The organism is Pseudomonas oryziphila (assembly GCF_003940825.1).
Classification (GTDB): Bacteria; Pseudomonadota; Gammaproteobacteria; order Pseudomonadales; family Pseudomonadaceae; genus Aquipseudomonas; species Aquipseudomonas sichuanensis.
In genome coordinates this window covers 5695968-5714300 of record NZ_CP034338.1, presented here as the reverse complement: position 1 = coordinate 5714300, position 18333 = coordinate 5695968, and the positions used below count along the sequence as shown (strand labels likewise).

14 protein-coding genes are annotated in these 18333 nt (G+C 64.5%); 12 read left to right on the top strand and 2 right to left on the bottom strand.

From position 1 onward, the window contains the following. Positions 1-35 precede the first annotated feature (35 nt). The 11 genes from pilM to EJA05_RS26485 all read left to right on the top strand — a co-directional run bounded on the left by pilM (position 36) and on the right by EJA05_RS26485 (position 15157). Positions 36-926 carry a type IV pilus biogenesis protein PilM gene (gene pilM / locus EJA05_RS26535; RefSeq protein WP_125860881.1) on the top strand — a complete coding sequence of 297 codons (891 nt, stop codon included), beginning with the start codon at positions 36-38 and terminating at the stop codon, positions 924-926. Next, positions 926-1462, top strand: a complete 537-nt coding sequence (locus EJA05_RS26530; protein WP_125860879.1) for a PilN domain-containing protein — start codon at positions 926-928, stop codon at positions 1460-1462. The genes pilM and EJA05_RS26530 overlap by 1 nt, the downstream gene beginning before the upstream one ends. Then, positions 1459-2469 (top strand): pilus assembly protein PilP, encoded by a 1011-nt coding sequence (locus tag EJA05_RS26525; RefSeq protein WP_125860877.1) that lies wholly within the window; start codon positions 1459-1461, stop codon positions 2467-2469. Before EJA05_RS26530 ends, EJA05_RS26525 begins: the two co-directional genes overlap by 4 nt. Continuing rightward, positions 2426-3667 carry a type IV pilus secretin PilQ gene (locus EJA05_RS26520; RefSeq protein WP_407692110.1) on the top strand — a complete coding sequence of 414 codons (1242 nt, stop codon included), beginning with the start codon at positions 2426-2428 and terminating at the stop codon, positions 3665-3667. The genes EJA05_RS26525 and EJA05_RS26520 overlap by 44 nt, the downstream gene beginning before the upstream one ends. A gap of 4 nt (positions 3668-3671) precedes the next feature. Further along, on the top strand, positions 3672-4190 hold the full coding sequence (aroK, locus tag EJA05_RS26515; RefSeq protein ID WP_110996384.1) for a shikimate kinase AroK: 519 nt from the start codon (positions 3672-3674) through the stop codon (positions 4188-4190). A 98-nt stretch (positions 4191-4288) separates the two neighbouring features. Continuing rightward, entirely contained in the window at positions 4289-5386 is a 1098-nt protein-coding gene (aroB, locus tag EJA05_RS26510; RefSeq protein ID WP_125465909.1) for a 3-dehydroquinate synthase, read from the top strand. A gap of 15 nt (positions 5387-5401) precedes the next feature. Beyond that, positions 5402-7006 carry an AAA family ATPase gene (locus EJA05_RS26505; protein WP_125465908.1) on the top strand — a complete coding sequence of 535 codons (1605 nt, stop codon included), beginning with the start codon at positions 5402-5404 and terminating at the stop codon, positions 7004-7006. A gap of 377 nt (positions 7007-7383) precedes the next feature. After that, the gene (gene gltB, locus EJA05_RS26500) at positions 7384-11829 is read left to right on the top strand and encodes a glutamate synthase large subunit (RefSeq protein ID WP_125860875.1); all 4446 of its coding nucleotides are present in this window, start codon (positions 7384-7386) and stop codon (positions 11827-11829) included. A 123-nt stretch (positions 11830-11952) separates the two neighbouring features. Then, the gene (locus tag EJA05_RS26495; RefSeq protein WP_125860873.1) at positions 11953-13371 is read left to right on the top strand and encodes an FAD-dependent oxidoreductase; all 1419 of its coding nucleotides are present in this window, start codon (positions 11953-11955) and stop codon (positions 13369-13371) included. A gap of 224 nt (positions 13372-13595) precedes the next feature. Further along, positions 13596-14660 carry a uroporphyrinogen decarboxylase gene (gene hemE / locus EJA05_RS26490; RefSeq protein ID WP_110996390.1) on the top strand — a complete coding sequence of 355 codons (1065 nt, stop codon included), beginning with the start codon at positions 13596-13598 and terminating at the stop codon, positions 14658-14660. A 149-nt stretch (positions 14661-14809) separates the two neighbouring features. Continuing rightward, the gene (locus EJA05_RS26485; protein WP_110995354.1) at positions 14810-15157 is read left to right on the top strand and encodes a YgiW/YdeI family stress tolerance OB fold protein; all 348 of its coding nucleotides are present in this window, start codon (positions 14810-14812) and stop codon (positions 15155-15157) included. A gap of 98 nt (positions 15158-15255) precedes the next feature. Here EJA05_RS26485 and EJA05_RS26480 read toward each other — a convergent pair whose 3' ends face one another. After that, positions 15256-16497, bottom strand: a complete 1242-nt coding sequence (locus EJA05_RS26480; protein WP_125860871.1) for an MFS transporter — start codon at positions 16495-16497, stop codon at positions 15256-15258. 111 nt (positions 16498-16608) lie between these two features. On the opposite strand from EJA05_RS26480, the gene EJA05_RS26475 reads away from it, so the two are divergent. Next, positions 16609-17511 (top strand): LysR family transcriptional regulator, encoded by a 903-nt coding sequence (locus EJA05_RS26475; RefSeq protein WP_125860869.1) that lies wholly within the window; start codon positions 16609-16611, stop codon positions 17509-17511. A 5-nt stretch (positions 17512-17516) separates the two neighbouring features. On the opposite strand, the gene EJA05_RS26470 is transcribed toward EJA05_RS26475, so the two are convergent. Next, positions 17517-18320: a hypothetical protein gene (locus tag EJA05_RS26470; protein ID WP_125860867.1), complete on the bottom strand. Its 804-nt coding sequence runs from the start codon at positions 18318-18320 to the stop codon at positions 17517-17519. Between the last annotated feature and the right edge of the window lie 13 nt (positions 18321-18333).

Sequence of the window (18333 nt, the reverse complement as noted above, 5' to 3'; positions counted from 1 at the left end):
ATGGCGCAGGCTTTGATGACAGGGAAGGAACAGCCATGCTTGGACGCTTTGGCAAGGGCGCAGGTTCACTGCTGGGGGTGGAAATCGCCGTCGATTCCATACGAATGCTGCAAGTACGCCGTCATCGGGGCCGTTGCCAGGTGGTTGGCTGGGTGCGGGAGACCATCGTCCCTCCGTTGCGTGGCCCTCACCTGCTCGATGAAAGCGAGCGTTTGCTGAATGCCTTGCGCCAGGCCCATGGCCGCTGTGCCACACGCCAGCGCCAGGTTGCGCTGGCGTTGCCGGCCTCGCAGGTGATCTGCAAGGTCCTTCGCTTGCCGGTTGGCGTATCTGACCCCGATGCCGAGGCGCAATTGCTTGACCAGGCCGATCAGCTTTTCCCCTTCCCGCTGGATGACCTGGCCCTGGACTTTCAGGTGCTGGGGCTGTCCGCCGAGCACCCAGGGCACGCCGATGTGCTGGTCGCCGCTTGCAGGCAAAGCCAGATCGACCCCCTTGAGCAACTGTTTGCCCAGGCAGGCCTGCAGGTGCAGGCCATGGAAGTCGACAGCATCGCCCTGCGCCGGGCCATGCCATCGTTGCCGGTGCGCACGACCGCCTTGTTGCAACTGGAGAGGAACGAGGCGGTGCTGCATCTGCTGCATGACGCTGTGCTCCCACACCGCCAGCAGGTCTTGCTGGCATCGCCTGAAGGGTGGCTCGAACCTGTCGAGCGCCTTTGCACGCAAGGCGGTGTCGGTGAGGTGGTGTTGGTAGGCGGGGCAGCCGATGACCAGCGGGCTTCAGCACTGACTGAGCGCCTGAAGGTGGCATGCAGAATGGCCGTCGGCTCGGACTTTTCGGGCTTGGCCAAGGGGCGTGAGGCCAAGGCGCTCGACGCTTCGATGGCCCTGGCGTATGGGCTGGCGCTCGGTGGGTTGCATTGATGTTGCGCTTGAACCTGATGCCGTGGCGTGAGCGGCGCAGGGCACGGGACGCGTATTGCTTTCGGGTGCTGGTGATCGCCGGCCTGGTACTGGCTTTACTGGGTGTGATACTGCTCGATCACCTGGCGCGGTCGCGCCTGGCACGGCAGATCGACGCCGTCACCGCGCAACAAACCGAAGTGCAGCGTATTGATGCCATCGTGGCGCAGGTCGAGCAGTTGCGTGAGGCGCGCGTTGCCCTGTTGGCAGAGCAGGCGCAGTTGCTTGAGTTGCGGGCTCGCCAGGCGTCTCTGCCCGGCTTTTTTCTCGATTTGGAGCGTGCCTTGCCAGAGGGCGTCAGGCTAACTGAGCTCAAGGCGCTGGACGGGCAGTTGCGGCTGACCGGCCAGGCGGCCTCGCCTGCAGTCGTCGCCCGGCTCATGCGTGATCTGCAGGCAGCGCAGGGGCTACAGGACCTGCAACTGGTTCATCTGCGCAATCTCGAAGCGGGCGATGAATTTGTCTTGACGGCGCGCCTGGCGGTGCACGGCTCATGAGGCGCGCTGCTCTCGCTGACTGGCAGGCGATGCTGCAGCGCTCGGCAGTGCTCAGGGCTGTGCTGGTTTTTGCACTGGCGGCGACAGTGGTGGCCGTGGGCTATCAGGTGCGCCTGCGCGAGCTGTATGAACATCATCAGGCGTACACCCTGCTTGGACAGGAGCTCCAGGCGACGCTTGTGGCGAAGGAGGGGCAGGCTGGCGAGCTTGATCCGGAGCGCCAGGCGCTCCACGACGACCAGCAGCGCTTGTTCCGGGAGCGCTGGCGGCTGGCGGCAGGAGAGGGGGTGAGCGAGTTGCTCGACCAGTTGGCGGTTTCGGGGCACCAGCACGGCTTGCTGGTCGAGCGCCTCGATGTGCTGGAAGAGCGTCAGCAAGCCGGGTATCGCGTAATGCCTCTGGACATCAGCGTGGTGGGCCGTTATCCGGCGTTGCGAGCGTGGCTGGAGCAGTGGCTGCAGCAGGTGCGCCTGTTGAATGTGGCTCGGTTGGAGCTGCTCGCGGTGGATGAGCGTTCCGGGTTGGTCAGGGCGAAGCTGCAAGTGCATGCGTACGCCGCCGCGCAGAGCCTGGCGGTGCCGATTTCACTGGCAGATGAGCCCGCCCGGCAGGCGGTATCCACTCGCCACTTCGATCCGTTCCTGGCGTGGACATCCCAGGTTGCGCCCCGAGGCATTGGCCGCGTTCCGCTGGAGCAACTCGAGATGGTCGGTAGCCTTTCACGGGCGGGGCAGCGCCATGCGCTGTTGCGTTCGGCAGGTCATCTGTACCGGGTCGCAGTGGGTGATCGGCTGGGGCGTGATGAAGGGGTCGTGGTGCGGATCGATGCGCATCAGGTCGAGGTGCACGAACGGCTGTACATTGCCGGTGGCTGGCAGGAGCGCTCCCGGTTTCTGGCACTCGGGAAGGGTGCCCATGGAGAGGTCAGGGATGAAGATGAAAGGGTGGTCGAGCGGGATTCTGATGCTCCTGCTGGGCTTGAAGCCGACGCTGGCGCCGGCGTTTGAGAACGAGCCCATATCGCTGAACTTCCAGGACGTGGAAGTGCGCGCAGTGCTGCAGGTCATGGCCGACTACGTGGGGATCAACCTGGTGGCCAGCGATACGGTCCAGGGCCGCATCAGCCTGCGCCTTGACGATGTGCCGTGGCAGCAGGCGCTGGATCTGGTGCTGCGCAGCAAAGGGCTGGGGCGGCGCCAGGAGGGTAATGTGCTGCTGGTCGCGCCGGTTGCCGAGCTTGCCGAGCAGTCGCGCGATGCCCGCCTGGAGCAGGCGCTGGAGGCGCAACTGGAACCCTTGCAGCGCGAGCTGATTCCGGTCCATCACGCCCGGGCTGCGGAACTGGCCGAGTTGCTGCTGGCCAGCCTTGCCGATGACGGCATCCTGGCCGGGCGCGGCAGCCTCAGCGTGGATGCACGGACCAATACCCTGGTGGTGGCCCAGCCGCCAGAGCGGATCGCCGAGCTGCGCAAGCTGGTGGCCCAGCTCGATGTGCCCGTGCGCCAGGTGATGATCGAGGCGCGCATCGTCGAGGCCGGCGTCGATTACGAAAAGGCACTGGGTGTGCGTTGGGGAGGCCCTTTGTACGGGCAGAACAGCCGGTTGGGCAGCGAGCTGTTCGTCGACCTGGGGGTGGAGCGGGGTACGTCGGGGCTGGGTGTGGGCCTGCTGCGCAGTGACATCCTGCTGGACCTGGAGCTCAGTGCCATGGAAAAGAGCGGTAACGGCGAGATCATCTCGCAGCCCAAGGTGGTCACCGCCGACAAAGAGACCGCGCGCATCATCAAGGGCACCGAGGTGCCCTACCAGGAGACGACCAAGAGTGGTGCCACCTCGATCTCGTTCCGCGAGGCCTCGCTGTCGCTGGAAGTAACGCCGCAGATCACCCCGGATGGCCAGGTGGTGATGGAGGTGCGGGTGACCAAGGATGAGCCGGATTTCGTCAATGCCCTGAACAATGTGCCGCCGATCCGCAAGAATGAGGTCAATGCCAAGGTGCGGGTGGCCGATGGCCAGACCATTGTGATTGGCGGTGTCTACTCGACGTCGCAGAACAATGTGGTCGACAAGGTGCCATTTTTGGGCGATCTGCCGTATGTTGGGCGGCTGTTTCGACGCGATGCATTACAAGAGAAAAAATCCGAGCTGCTGGTCTTCCTGACTCCGCGTATCATGAGTGACCAGGCGATTGCTGTGAGTCGTTGATTCTGTGCGAAATTTGATACTTGTAGGGCCCATGGGCGCTGGAAAGAGCACCATCGGGCGCCTGTTGGCCAAAGAGCTGCGCCTGCTGTTCAAAGATTCCGACAAGGAAATCGAACTGCGAACCGGCGCCAATATCCCGTGGATCTTCGACAAAGAAGGCGAGCCGGGCTTTCGTGATCGTGAGCAGGCGATGATCGCCGAGCTCTGCGAGCTCGATGGCGTGGTCCTGGCCACCGGTGGTGGCGCGGTGATGCGCGATGCCAACCGCGCCGCGCTGCACGCCGGAGGCCGGGTGATCTACCTGCATGCCTCGGTGGAGCAGCAGGTTGGGCGTACCGCCCGTGACCGCAACCGGCCGCTATTGCGCACTGCAAACCCGGAAGCCACGCTGCGCGCCCTGCTGGAGGCGCGCGACCCGCTCTATCGCGAGATTGCCGACATCGTGGTGGAAACCGACGAACGGCCACCGCGCATGGTGGTGCTCGATATTCTCGAGCGTTTGCATCAGTTGCCGCCCCGATAAGTCAGGACTATCCTCGGCCACCAACGCCGAGGCGGGGTTGAACGTCATCGCGCGGAGCCGCACAGCCGTCACCGCGCCCAAGCACATTGTGGGGATACATGCAGACACTTAAGGTCGACCTGGGCGAACGTAGTTACCCGATCTACATTGGCGAGGGCCTGCTGGACCAGCCCGAACTGCTGGCGCCGCACATTGCCGGGCGCCAGGTGGCCATCGTTTCCAACGAGACCGTCGCGCCCCTGTACCTCGAACGCCTGAGCAAGACCCTGGGTGCCTACAAGGTGCTGCCAGTGGTGTTGCCCGATGGCGAGGCCCACAAGAATTGGGAAACCCTGCAACTGATCTTCGATGCGCTGCTGACTGCCCGTCATGACCGTCGCACCACCGTGGTCGCCCTCGGTGGCGGCGTGATCGGCGACATGGCCGGCTTCGCCGCAGCCTGCTACCAGCGCGGCGTCGACTTCATCCAGGTGCCTACCACCCTGCTGTCGCAGGTGGATTCTTCGGTCGGCGGCAAGACCGGCATCAACCACCCGCTGGGCAAGAACATGGTGGGTGCGTTCTATCAGCCCAACGCGGTGCTGATCGACACCACCAGCCTCAAGACCTTGCCTGCGCGCGAACTGTCCGCCGGGCTTGCCGAAGTCATCAAGTACGGCCTGATCTGCGATGAACCTTTCCTGGGTTGGCTCGAACAGAACATCAAGGCCCTGCGCGCCCTGGATTCCAAGGCCCTGACCGAAGCCATCGCCCGCTCCTGCGCCGCCAAGGCCGCCGTGGTTGGCGCCGACGAGCGCGAGTCGGGCGTGCGCGCCACGCTCAACCTTGGCCACACCTTCGGCCATGCCATCGAGACCCACATGGGCTACGGCGTCTGGCTGCATGGCGAGGCTGTGGCGGCGGGTACGGTGATGGCCCTGGAGATGTCCATGCGCCTTGGCTGGATCGACCAGCCTGCGCGAGATCGCGGTATTCGCCTGTTGCAGGACGCAGGATTGCCGGTGGTGCCACCACAGGAAATGACCCCGGCGCATTTCATGGAGCACATGGCGGTCGACAAGAAAGTGCTCGACGGGCGCCTGCGCCTGGTGCTGCTGCGCCAGATGGGCGAGGCCGTCGTCACCGACGACTATCCGACAGAGATTCTTCAGGCCACGCTGGCGGCGGATTACCGCGCGATCGTGGCCCAGCTTTGAGGTTGTGACAACGCAATGACCAGTCTGCATGCCGATGAGGCGTTCCTCGATCATTACCAGTTGAGCCACGATCCGTTCGCACCCCGTGTGCCCGGTTTCAAGTTCTTCCCCGCCCAGCGCAAACCGGTGCTGGGCCAACTGCACCACCTGGCGCGCTACAGCCAGTTGATGCTGGTGGTCACGGGCCCCGTAGGCAGCGGCAAGACCCTGCTGCGTCAGGCGCTGGTGGCCAGCACCAACAAACAGTCGGTGCAAAGCGTGGTGGTGTCCGCCCGCGGTGCCTCCGACGCCGCCAGCGTGCTCGGCCAGGTGGCCCAGTCGCTCAACGTGGCGCAGCCTGAAGTGCAGGCGATCCTGTCGCAGGTGGTGCAACTGGCGCTGACCGGCCAGGAAGTCTATCTACTGGTGGACGATGCGGAACAACTCGACGAGTCGGCACTCCAAGCCTTGCTGGAGTTGGCGGCAGGTGTTGCCGAAGGGCGTCCGCATGTATTCCTGTTCGGCGAACCGTCGCTGATTGCCGGGCTGGATGAACTCAGTATCGATGAGGAGCGTTTCCACATCATCGAGCTGGCACCCTACAGCGAGGAAGAAACCCGCGAATACCTGGAGCAGCGCCTGGACGGTGCTGGGCGGGGTATCGACGTGTTCACCCGCGAGCAGATCGCCGACATCCACGAAAATGCCGATGGGTGGCCTGGGACCATCAACCAGGTTGCCCGCGATACCTTGATCGAAGCCATGATCGCCAGCCGTACCACGGTGAAGCGACCAACCATGGGGTTCAAAATGCCTAAGAAACACGTGCTTGCGCTGTCCGCTGTGGTCGTGGTCGCCGTTGGTGCGGCGGTCCTGATGCCGAAGAAGAGCGACAAGGCCCCGACCGAGGCGCCGAGTGCCCAGGCTCAGTTGCCGCTGGGGCAAGGCGGCAATGGCGCGCCGGCCATCGAATTCGCCGGCTCCTCGCAGCCAATGCCGCTGCCGCTGGTCGGTCAGTCGCAGCCGGTCATGCGCGAGCCATTGGCCCAGGCCGCCGGCATGGGTGACGGCGAAGAAGCCGGGCCTGCCGGCAACACCGCGCTGCAGCCTGCCGCGCCGTCCGCAGCGGTGCCGCCGACTGTCACCACCATTGCCCCGCCGCAAGGCGCTACTGCCGGGCCGGCACCGGCACCTGCGCAACCGGTCCAGCCGGTTGCGCCTGCGCAGAAACCTGTCGCAACCCAGGCGCCAAAACCGGTTGCACCTGCCAAGCCCGTGCCGGCGCCAACCCAGGTCGCCAGCGCCAAGCCAGCAGCCAAGCCCGTCGAGAAACCGGCAGCCGGTGGCGCCGGCGGCAGCAGCTGGTATGCCGGCCAGAAAGCCGGCAACTATGTGGTGCAGATCTTCGGCACCAGCTCCGAGGCGTCGGCCCAGTCGTTCGTCAAAGAGCAGGGTGGCGACTATCGCTACTTCAAGAAAAACCTGCAGGGCAAACCCCTGTACGTGGTCACCTACGGCAACTTCGCCAGCCGTGACGCCGCCGCTGCGGCAATCAAGAACTTGCCAGCCAAGGTCCAGGCTGGTAAACCTTGGCCACGTACCGTCGGCAGCGTCCAACAAGAGCTGGCCACGGCCCGCTGACACCTTCCGGGCGGCATCACCCCCGCCGCCCAGTTGCTGAGCGACTTCTAGCTTTCGACTAGCCTGCTGCACTTCAAGTGCGGCAGGCTTTTCTGTCCCAGACTGCCGGCCACAAGCCCCGTGTTGCAGTCATGGCTGAAACGCTTCAGACTCGAGCCAAGCCGCTATCACGGCGCATGGCGCAAAAACATTCAAAATTGCGACATAAATTTTCAATGGTGAGACATGAAAATTTGTGAGCATCGCTGTCGCTGTGCAACAATGGTTTTCCATGACCACCGCAAAAAAGCTGGCGTTTGATCGGCGTGGATGGTAAGTGGTTGTTAAAAAAAGAGATTTGCCTCCGGTTGAGAGGTGAACCTGGTGAGAAAGTGTCTATGAAAACAGGTCTGTACCATCCCGAAGAATTCAAGGACAACTGTGGTTTTGGCCTGATCGCCCATATGACGGGCGAACCCAGCCACCACCTTCTGCAAACCGCCATGCAGGCATTGACCTGCATGACCCACCGCGGTGGCATCAACGCCGACGGCAAAACCGGTGACGGTTGCGGTCTGCTCATGCAGAAGCCCGATCGATTCCTGCGCGCCAAGGCCCAGGAACACTTCGCCGTCGAGCTGCCCAAGCAGTACGCCGTCGGCATGGTGTTCTTCAACCAGGACCCGGTCAAAGCCCAAGCCGCACGCGCCAACATGGACCGCGAAATCGTCAATGCCGGCCTCACCCTGGTCGGCTGGCGCAAAGTGCCGATCGACACCAGCGTGCTCGGCCGCCTGGCCCTGGAGCGCCTGCCGCAGATCGAACAGGTGTTCATCGGCGGTGAAGGCCTGAGCGATCAGGAATTCGCCATCAAGCTGTTCAGTGCCCGTCGCCGTTCGTCCGTGGCCAACGCCCACGACGCCGACCACTACATCTGCAGCTTTTCGCACAAGACCATCATCTACAAAGGCCTGATGATGCCGCGCGATCTCGCGGCGTTCTATCCAGACCTGGGTGACGAGCGCCTGCAAACCGCGATCTGCGTGTTCCACCAGCGCTTCTCCACCAACACCCTGCCGAAGTGGCCGCTGGCGCAGCCCTTCCGCTTCCTCGCCCACAACGGCGAGATCAACACCATCACCGGCAACCGCAACTGGGCCATGGCCCGTCGCACCAAGTTCGCCAACGACCTGATCCCCGACCTCGAAGAGCTCGGCCCGCTGGTCAACCGCGTCGGTTCCGACTCTTCGAGCATGGACAACATGCTCGAGCTGATGGTCACTGGCGGCATCGACCTGTTCCGCGGCGTGCGCATGCTGGTACCGCCAGCCTGGCAGAACGTCGAGACCATGGACGCCGACCTGCGCGCCTTCTACGAATACAACTCCATGCACATGGAGCCGTGGGATGGCCCGGCCGGTATCGTCATGACCGAAGGCCGCCACGCGGTGTGCCTGCTCGACCGCAACGGCTTGCGCCCGGCGCGCTGGGTGACCACCACCAATGGCTACATCACCATCGCCTCGGAAATCGGCGTATGGGGCTACCAGCCTGAGGAAGTCCTGGCCAAGGGCCGTGTCGGCCCGGGCCAGATCCTGGCCGTCGACACCGAAACCGGCCAGATCCTCGACACCGACGCCATCGACAACCGCCTGAAGTCGCGCCACCCGTACAAGCGCTGGCTGCGTCAGCACGCCACGCGCATCCAGGCGACGCTGACCGACGACCAGGGCGCGGCCAGCTACGACGCTGACCAGCTCAAGCAATACATGAAGATGTTCCAGGTCACCTTCGAGGAGCGTGACCAGGTGCTGCGCCCGCTCGGCGAGCAGGGCCAGGAAGCGGTCGGCTCGATGGGCGACGACACGCCGATGGCCGTGCTGTCCCAGCGCGTGCGTTCGCCGTACGACTTCTTCCGCCAGCAGTTCGCCCAGGTCACCAACCCGCCGATCGACCCGCTGCGCGAAGCGATCGTCATGTCCCTGGAAATCTGCCTGGGTGCCGAGCGCAACATCTTCCAGGAGTCCCCCGAGCACGCCTCGCGGGTGATCCTCAGTTCGCCAGTCATCTCGCCCGCCAAGTGGCGCTCGCTGATGAACCTGGAGCGCGAAGGCTTCGATCGCCAGCTGATCGACCTCAACTATGCAGAGAGCGTCGGCCTGGAAGCGGCCATCCGCAACATCGCCGACCAGGCCGAGGAAGCGGTGCGCAGCGGCAAGACCCAGCTGGTGCTCAGCGACCGCTACATCGCCCCGGGCAAGCTGCCGGTGCACGCCTCGCTGGCCGTCGGTGCGGTGCACCACCGCCTGACCGAACAGGGCCTGCGTTGCGACAGCAACATCCTGGTCGAGACCGCCACCGCCCGCGACCCGCACCACTTCGCCGTGCTGCTGGGCTTCGGTGCCTCGGCCGTGTACCCGTACCTGGCCTACGAAGTGCTGGCCGACCTGATCCGCACCGGCGAAGTGCTGGGCGATCTGGACGAAGTGTTCAAGTACTACCGCAAAGGCATCTCCAAGGGCCTGCTGAAGATCCTGTCGAAGATGGGTATCTCGACCATCACCTCGTACCGTGGCGCACAGCTGTTCGAAGCCATCGGCCTGTCCGAGGAAGTGGTCGGCCTGAGCTTCAAGGGCGTGTCGAGCCGCATCAAGGGTGCGCGTTTCGAAGACCTGGAGAGCGACCAGAAGCTGCTCGCCGCCGAAGCCTGGAGCGCGCGCAAGCCGATCCAGCAAGGTGGCCTGCTGAAGTTCGTCCACGGTGGCGAGTACCACGCCTACAACCCGGACGTGGTCAACACCCTGCAGGCCGCCGTGCAGCAGGGCGACTATGCCAAGTTCAAGGAATACACCACGCTGGTCGACCAGCGCCCGGTGTCGATGATCCGCGACCTGCTGAAAGTGAAGGTGGCCGACCAAGCCCTGGCACTGGATGAAGTCGAGCCGCTGGAGGCCATCCTCAAGCGCTTCGACTCCGCCGGTATCTCCCTGGGCGCGCTGTCGCCAGAGGCTCACGAAGCCCTGGCCGAGGCCATGAACCGCCTGGGCGCGCGCTCCAACTCCGGTGAGGGCGGCGAAGACCCGGCCCGCTACGGCACCATCAAGAGCTCGAAGATCAAGCAGGTGGCCACCGGCCGCTTTGGCGTGACCCCGGAATACCTGGTCAACGCCGAAGTGCTGCAGATCAAGGTGGCCCAGGGCGCCAAGCCTGGCGAGGGCGGCCAGCTGCCTGGCGGCAAGGTCAACGGCCTGATCGCCAAGCTGCGCTATGCGGTACCGGGCGTGACCTTGATCTCGCCGCCACCGCACCACGATATCTACTCGATCGAAGACCTGGCCCAGCTGATCTACGACCTCAAGCAGGTCAACCCGCAGGCCCTGGTCTCGGTCAAGCTGGTTGCCGAAGCCGGTGTGGGCACCATCGCCGCCGGCGTGGCCAAGGCCTATGCCGACCTGATCACCATCTCAGGCTATGACGGTGGTACCGGCGCTTCGCCGCTGACCTCGATCAAGTACGCCGGCGCCCCATGGGAGCTGGGCCTGGCCGAAACCCACCAGACCCTGCGCGGCAACGACCTGCGCGGCAAGGTGCGGGTACAGACCGACGGCGGCCTGAAAACCGGCCTGGACGTGATCAAGGCCGCGATCCTCGGCGCCGAGAGCTTTGGCTTCGGCACCGCGCCGATGATCGCCCTGGGCTGCAAGTACCTGCGCATCTGCCACCTGAACAACTGCGCCACCGGCGTGGCCACGCAGAACGACAAGCTGCGCAAGGACCACTACATCGGCACCGTCGACATGGTGATCAACTTCTTCACCTTCGTCGCCGAAGAGACCCGTGAATGGCTGGCCAAGCTGGGCGTGCGCAGCCTCGGCGAGCTGATCGGCCGTACCGACCTGCTCGACGTGCTGCCGGGCGACACCGAGCGCCAGGGCCACCTCGACCTGACGCCGCTGCTGGGCAGCTCGCACATCCCGGCCGACAAGCCGCAGTTCTGCGAAGTCGACAAGAACCCGCCGTTCGACCAGGGCGAGCTGGCCGAGAAGATGGTGGCCATGGCCTTGCCGGCGATTCGCGACCTGGCCGGTGGCGAGTTCAGCCTCGACATCTGCAACTGCGACCGCTCCATCGGTGCGCGCATCTCCGGCGAAATCGCCAAGCTGCACGGCAACCAGGGCATGGCTGGCGCGCCGATCACCTTCCGCTTCAAGGGCACCGCGGGCCAGAGCTTCGGCGTGTGGAACGCCGGTGGCCTTAACCTGCACCTGGAAGGCGACGCCAACGATTACGTCGGCAAGGGCATGACCGGCGGCAAGGTGACCATCGTGCCACCGGCCGGCAGCCCGTTCGAAACCCAGCACAGCGCCATTGTCGGCAACACCTGCCTGTACGGCGCCACGGGCGGCAAGCTGTTCGCCGCCGGCACCGCGGGCGAGCGCTTCGCTGTGCGTAACTCCGGCGCCCACGCTGTGGTCGAGGGCACCGGCGATCACTGCTGTGAATACATGACCGGCGGCTTTGTCTGCGTTCTGGGCAAGACCGGTTACAACTTCGGCTCTGGCATGACCGGCGGCTTCGCCTACGTGCTCGACATGGACAACACCTTCGTCGACAAACTCAACCACGAGCTGGTGGAAATCCAGCGCATCAGTGGTGAGGCGATGGAGGCCTACCGCAGCCACCTGGCGCGGGTCCTGGGCGAGTACGTGGAAGAGACCGGCAGCGAGTGGGGGCGTGAGCTCTCGGAGAACCTGGACGACTACGTGCGTCGCTTCTGGCTGGTCAAGCCGAAGGCGGCCACGCTCAAGCAACTGCTGTCCAGCACCCGCGCCAACCCGCAGTAAAAGCAGCTGCAAGTGGCAAGCCTCAAGTTGCAAGTAAAGGCAGCTAGAGGTTTGCCCGGCTTAAGTGATCGTCTTGCGGCTTGCAGCTTGTAGCTTGCAGCTGCTGTTAAGAGGTTTTGAAAAATGGCTGAACGTCTGAACAACGACTTCCAGTTCATCGAAGTGGGCCGCAAGGACCCGAAGAAGAAACTGCTGCGCCAGCGCAAGAAGGAGTTCGTCGAAATCTACGAACCCTTCAAGCCCGCGCAGTCCGTGGAACAGGCACACCGTTGCCTGGGCTGCGGCAACCCGTATTGCGAGTGGAAGTGCCCGGTCCACAACTTCATCCCCAACTGGTTGAAGCTGGTCGCCGAAGGCAACATCCTCGCCGCCGCTGAACTGTCTCACCAGACCAACACCCTGCCGGAAGTGTGCGGTCGCGTGTGCCCGCAGGACCGTCTGTGCGAAGGTGCCTGCACCCTCAACGACGGCTTCGGCGCGGTGACCATCGGCTCGGTGGAGAAGTACATCACCGACACCGCCTTCGCCATGGGCTGGCGCCCGGACATGTCCAAGGTCAAACCCACCGGCAAGCGCGTCGCCATCATCGGCGCCGGCCCCGCTGGCCTGGGCTGTGCCGACGTGCTGGTGCGCGCTGGCGTGACCCCGGTGGTGTTCGACAAGAACCCCGAGATCGGTGGCCTGCTGACCTTCGGCATCCCCGAGTTCAAGCTGGAAAAGACCGTGCTGAGCAATCGCCGCGAAGTCTTCACCGGCATGGGCATCGAGTTCCGCCTGAACACCGAGGTGGGCAAGGACGTCACCATGGAGCAGCTGCTCGCCGAGTACGACGCCGTATTCATGGGCATGGGCACCTACACCTACATGAAGGGCGGCTTCCCCGGCGAAGACCTGCCAGGCGTGCATGACGCCCTGGACTTCCTGATCGCCAACGTCAACCGCAACCTGGGCTTTGAAAAGTCGCCGGAAGATTTCGTCGACATGCAGGGCAAGAAGGTCGTGGTGCTCGGCGGTGGCGACACCGCGATGGACTGCAACCGCACCTCGATCCGCCAGGGCGCCAAGGCAGTGACCTGCGCTTATCGCCGTGACGAAGCCAACATGCCGGGTTCGCGCAAAGAGGTGAAGAACGCCAAGGAAGAAGGCGTGAAGTTCCTCTACAACCGCCAGCCCATCGCCATCGTCGGCGAAGACAAGGTCGAAGGTGTGAAGGTGGTCGAGACCCGTCTCGGCGAGCCGGACGCCCGTGGCCGCCGCAGCCCCGAGCCGATCCCCGGCTCCGAGGAGATCCTCCCGGCCGACGCCGTGGTGATCGCCTTCGGCTTCCGCCCGAGCCCGGCGCCGTGGTTCGAGCAGCATGGCATCCAGATGGATAGCCAAGGCCGCGTGGTGGCCCCGGAGAAAGGCAAGTTCAAGCACCAGACCAGCAACCCGAAAGTGTTCGCCGGTGGCGATATGGTGCGCGGTTCGGACCTGGTGGTGACGGCGATCTTCGAAGGCCGCACGGCTGCTGAAGGGATCCTGGACTACCTCGAAGTCTGATCCGGCCCATTCGCGGGGCAAGTCGGATCGCCGCACCGCCGCTCCCACAGGTCATGCGTACGACCTGTGGGAGCGGCGGTGCGGCGATCCGACTTGCCCCGCGATGCTTTTTGTATACAAAAATGCTTGATCCATGGCACCCAATAGACAAAACGCATGGCCATGCCCGTGCCTTTTGCGCCCGCGTCTGAGAAAATGCCCGCACTTTTTTTCCGGATGCCGACATGACTGCCCTGAAGAACGATCGTTTCCTGCGTGCACTGCTCAAGCAACCCGTAGACGTCACCCCGGTGTGGATGATGCGCCAGGCCGGCCGCTACCTGCCGGAGTACCGCGCCAGCCGCGCCAAGGCCGGCGACTTCATGAGCCTGTGCATGAACCCGCAGTTCGCCTGCGAGGTCACTCTGCAGCCGCTGGACCGCTACCCGCTGGACGCGGCGATCCTGTTCTCGGACATCCTCACCATCCCCGATGCCATGGGCCTGGGCCTGTACTTCGAAACCGGCGAAGGCCCGCGTTTCAAGAAGGTCATCAGCACCCCGGCCGATATCGAGGCGCTGCCGATCCCCGACCCGCAGAAAGACCTGGGCTACGTGATGGACGCGGTCAGCACCATCCGTCGCGAGCTTAACGGCCGTGTGCCGCTGATCGGCTTCTCCGGCAGCCCCTGGACCCTGGCCACCTACATGGTCGAAGGCGGTTCGTCGAAAGACTTCCGCAAGACCAAGGCCATGGCCTATGACAACCCGCAAGCCCTGCACCTGCTGCTGGACAAGCTGGCCCAGTCGGTCACCAGCTACCTCAACGGCCAGATCCTCGCCGGTGCCCAGGCCGTGCAGATCTTCGACACCTGGGGCGGCAACCTGTCGGCGGCGGCCTACCAGGAGTTCTCCCTGGCCTATATGCGCAAGATCGTCAGCGGCCTGATCCGTGAGCACGAAGGGCGCAAGGTGCCGGTGATTCTCTTCACCAAGAACGGCGGCCTGTGGCTGGAAAGCATCGCCGAGGCCGGTGCCGACGCACTGGGCCTGGACTGGACCTGCGAGATCGGCGACGCCCGCCGCCGCGTCGGTGACAAGGTGGCCCTGCAGGGCAACATGGACCCGACCGTGCTTTACGCCAAGCCCGAAGCCATCCGCAACGAAGTGGCGCGCATCCTCGCCAGCTATGGCAAGGGCACTGGCCACGTGTTCAACCTGGGCCACGGCATCACCCCGGAAGTGGACCCGGAGCATGCTGGCGTGTTCATCAACGCCGTGCACGAGCTGTCGGCGCAGTACCACCAGTAAGGCATCACATCATCGCGGGGCAAGCCCGCTCCCACAGTGTTCACTGAGCCTGTGGGAGCGGGCTTGCCCCGCGATTTTTTGCATTAAGTTTCAATTCAGCGATCGTCGGTAATCTGGTGCCATCAAAACGCAAACAGGACCCGATCATCATGAAAGCCCGTTACCTGCCCCTGATCCTCGCCCCGCTGTTCAGCACCGCTGCCCTGGCCACCAGCTACACCGGCCCCGGCGCCCAGGCCGTGACCACCGTCGCCGCAGCCAAAGAAGCCGCCGACGACACCCCGGTTGTGCTGCAAGGCTTCGTGACCAAGAAGATCAACAACGACGACCGCTACGAGTTCAAGGACAACACCGGCACCATCACCGTCGAGATCGACGACGAAGACCTGCCGCCGACGCCGTTCAACGACAAGACCAAGGTCAAGCTGACCGGTGAGGTGGAGAAGCACCTGATGAGCCGTGAAGTGGATGTGGATATCGTCGAGATCATCAACTGATCTGTTGGCCTTTTCGCGGGTAAACCCGCTCCCACAGGGATCGCGCCTCACCCGAGGTCGGCGCCGCACCTGTGGGAGCGGGTTTACCCGCGAAGGCTTCACACTGATTTCGGCGCCAACTTGCTCAAATGCACCGCCACCAGCAACGCCACCGCCAGCAGGCTGCCGATGAACAGCCCGATCCCATTCCAGCCCCACTGGTGCCAGAACACCCCGCCCGCCGTCCCCGCCACGCTCGACCCTGCGTAATAGCAGAACAGGTACAGCGACGACGCCTGCCCCTTGGCCTTCAGCGCCCGCCGGCCAATCCAGCTGCTGGCCACCGAATGCGCGCCGAAGAAACCGAAAGTGAACACCAGCATGCCGACGATGATCAGCGCCAACGGGCTGGCCAGGGTCAGCAGCAGGCCGCCGGCCATCACCAGGATGCTGGCCCAGAACACTTTGCGCCGGCCCAGTTTGTCGGCCAGTGCGCCGACCTGCGCCGAGCTGTAGATCCCCGACAGGTAGACCACCGAGAGCAAGCCGACCAGCGCCTGGTTCATGTGATAAGGGCCGGCCAGCAGGCGGTAGCCGATGTAGTTGAACAGGGTGACGAAGGCGCCCATCAGCAGGAAAGCTTCGAGGAACAGCCAGGGCAGCCCGGCGTCCTTGAAATGCATGACGAAGCCGTCCAGCAGGCTGCGCGGGTTCATGGTTTGGGGGCGGAAGTTGCGCGACTCGGGCAGCACCTTCCAGAACACCACCGCCGCCGCCAATGCCAGGCCACCGATCACCAGCATCGCCGTGTGCCAGCTGACGAAGTCGATCAGCACCCCGGTGATCAGCCGCCCGCTCATGCCGCCGATGGCGTTGCCGCCGATGTACAGGCCCATGGCCAGGCCGATGTGCTGGGGGTGGATCTCCTCGCTCAGGTAGGTCATCGCCACCGCCGCCAGGCCACTCAGCGCCAGGCCCACCAGCGCGCGGCTGGCCAGCACCAGCTCCCAGCTCGGCATCACCGCGCTGGCGAGGGTCGCCAGGGCCGCGCAGAGCAGTGCGCAGACCATCACCGGCTTGCGCCCGAAACGGTCGGAAATCGGCCCGGTCACCAGCAGCCCGACGGCCAGCATGGCGGTGGACACCGACAGCACCAGGCTGCTCTGCGCCGCGTTGATGGCGAACTCCTGGGACAGCAGCGGCATCATCGGCTGCACGCAATACAGCAGGGCAAAGGTGGCGAAGCCGCCGCTGAACAGTGCCAGCACGGTTTTCATGAAGGCGGGCGTGCCTTTCTCGATCCAGATGTCGTTGCAGGCAGGTTCGGGTTCGACGGGCAGGGGGGCGACGGCGGATCTCACGGAAGGTACCTCGGGGCGTTGCGATGGAAAAATCATATAGCTGGCTAATGATTACATCCAATATATTGTTCGACCTGTTTAAGACGTTTAACGACCTGTTCGGAGCCGATCATGGAGCTGCGTCACCTGCGTTATTTCATTGCCGTGGCCGAAGAGCTGCACTTCGGCCGCGCCGCCCAGCAACTGGGCATCTCGCAACCTCCGCTGAGTCAGCAGATCCAGGCCCTGGAGCAGGAGCTGGGCGCACGGCTGTTCGAACGCACCAACCGTCGGGTCGAGCTTAGCGAGGCCGGGCGGCTGTTCCTCGACGAAGCCCGCCAGGTGCTGGCCCAGGTGGAAAAGGCCGCCGACGTGGCCCGGCGTGCGCAGTTAGGGGAACTGGGGGAGCTGAAGATCGGCTTCACCTCCTCGGCGCCCTTCACCTCGAAGCTGCCAAAGGCGTTGCACGCGTTCCGCCAGCAGTTCCCGGCAGTGCACCTGAACCTCAAGGAAATGAGCAGCCGCGATGTCGCCGAAGCGGTGCTCGATGAGTCCATCGAAGTCGGCCTGATGCGGCCGATGCCCTTGCCCCCGGGGCTGGAGGTCAACGAATTGCTGCGCGAGCCGTTGGTGGCGGTGATCAATGCCTCGCACCCGCTGGCCGCAGGCAGCGAGCAGGGCCTGTACATGCAGGCGCTGGCCGACCAGCCGTTCGTATTCTTCCCGCGCAGCTACGGTAGCGGCCTGCACGCCCAACTGCTGAGCCTGGCGCGCCAGGCCGGCTTCAGCCCGCACTTCGCCCAGGAAGCGGGCGAGGCGATGACCATCATCGGCCTGGTGTCGGCGGGGTTGGGGGTGTCGGTGCTGCCAGCGTCGTTCCAGCGCATGCGCATCGACGGGGTGGTCTACAGGACCTTGCTGGATGAGGGCGCCGACACCGCCGTGTGGCTGGTGCGGCGTGTCGGCGAAGGCTCGGCGATGGCGCGCGCCTTTGCCGAGCTGCTGGGCGGGCAGCGGATCACGCCGCCCGCCTGAGCCGGTCAGTCGATATGGGCCAGCTCGCCGCGCAGGGCCACCGCGCTGACCAGCATGCCGGCGCGGCACTGGAACTTCTCCGGGTCCTTGTACAGGTCGCGCTGGTCGACGCTGGCGATGTTCACCACGGCGTTGGCGTCAGCCTCCTGGGCGGCACGCTGCAGGGTGGCCAGCGCCGATTGCAGGGCCCAGAAGCAGGCCTCGCTGTCGCTCTTGTTGCTGCCGTTGGTCTTGCGGCTGCTGCTTACCGTGCGCAGGGTGCGCACCGAGGTCGGCAGTGCTTCGCCGGCCAGGTAGAACTTCACGCTGCCATCGAGCAGCCCGGCTTCGGTGGCGCGTTTCACACCCTCGCGAAAGCTCAGGTAGGTCGGCCCGTCGACGCCCTGGTTGACGATGCCCAGCGCGTTGACCGCCTCGATGTCAGGGTTGAACGACAGCTCCTTGAGCACGTTGTCGCGCAGGCGGTTGATCCAGCGGTTGTAGTTGCCGTGGATCTTGCCGTTCTTGTAGTCCAGGCCCCAGCTGCTGCGGTAGACGATCTGGAACTCGGTGGGGCTGTAGGGGATGTCGACCTCGGCGTGGTGGCGGCCGCGCACGGTGATGGCCGCCTTGACCATGCCCGGGCGCACCGACTGGACGATCCACTGGCGGTCGTTGAGCGCGGTGACGATCGCCCGTTTCATCTGGTCGTCGCTGAAATTCAGGCTGCTGGCGAAGTCTTCCTTGGCGTTGTACACCGGCTTGCTGGTGCACCCGCTGAAGACCAGGGCCATGGCCAGCAAGGCGAGGGTGCGGTGGATCCGAGTCATTCCTTTCACTCCG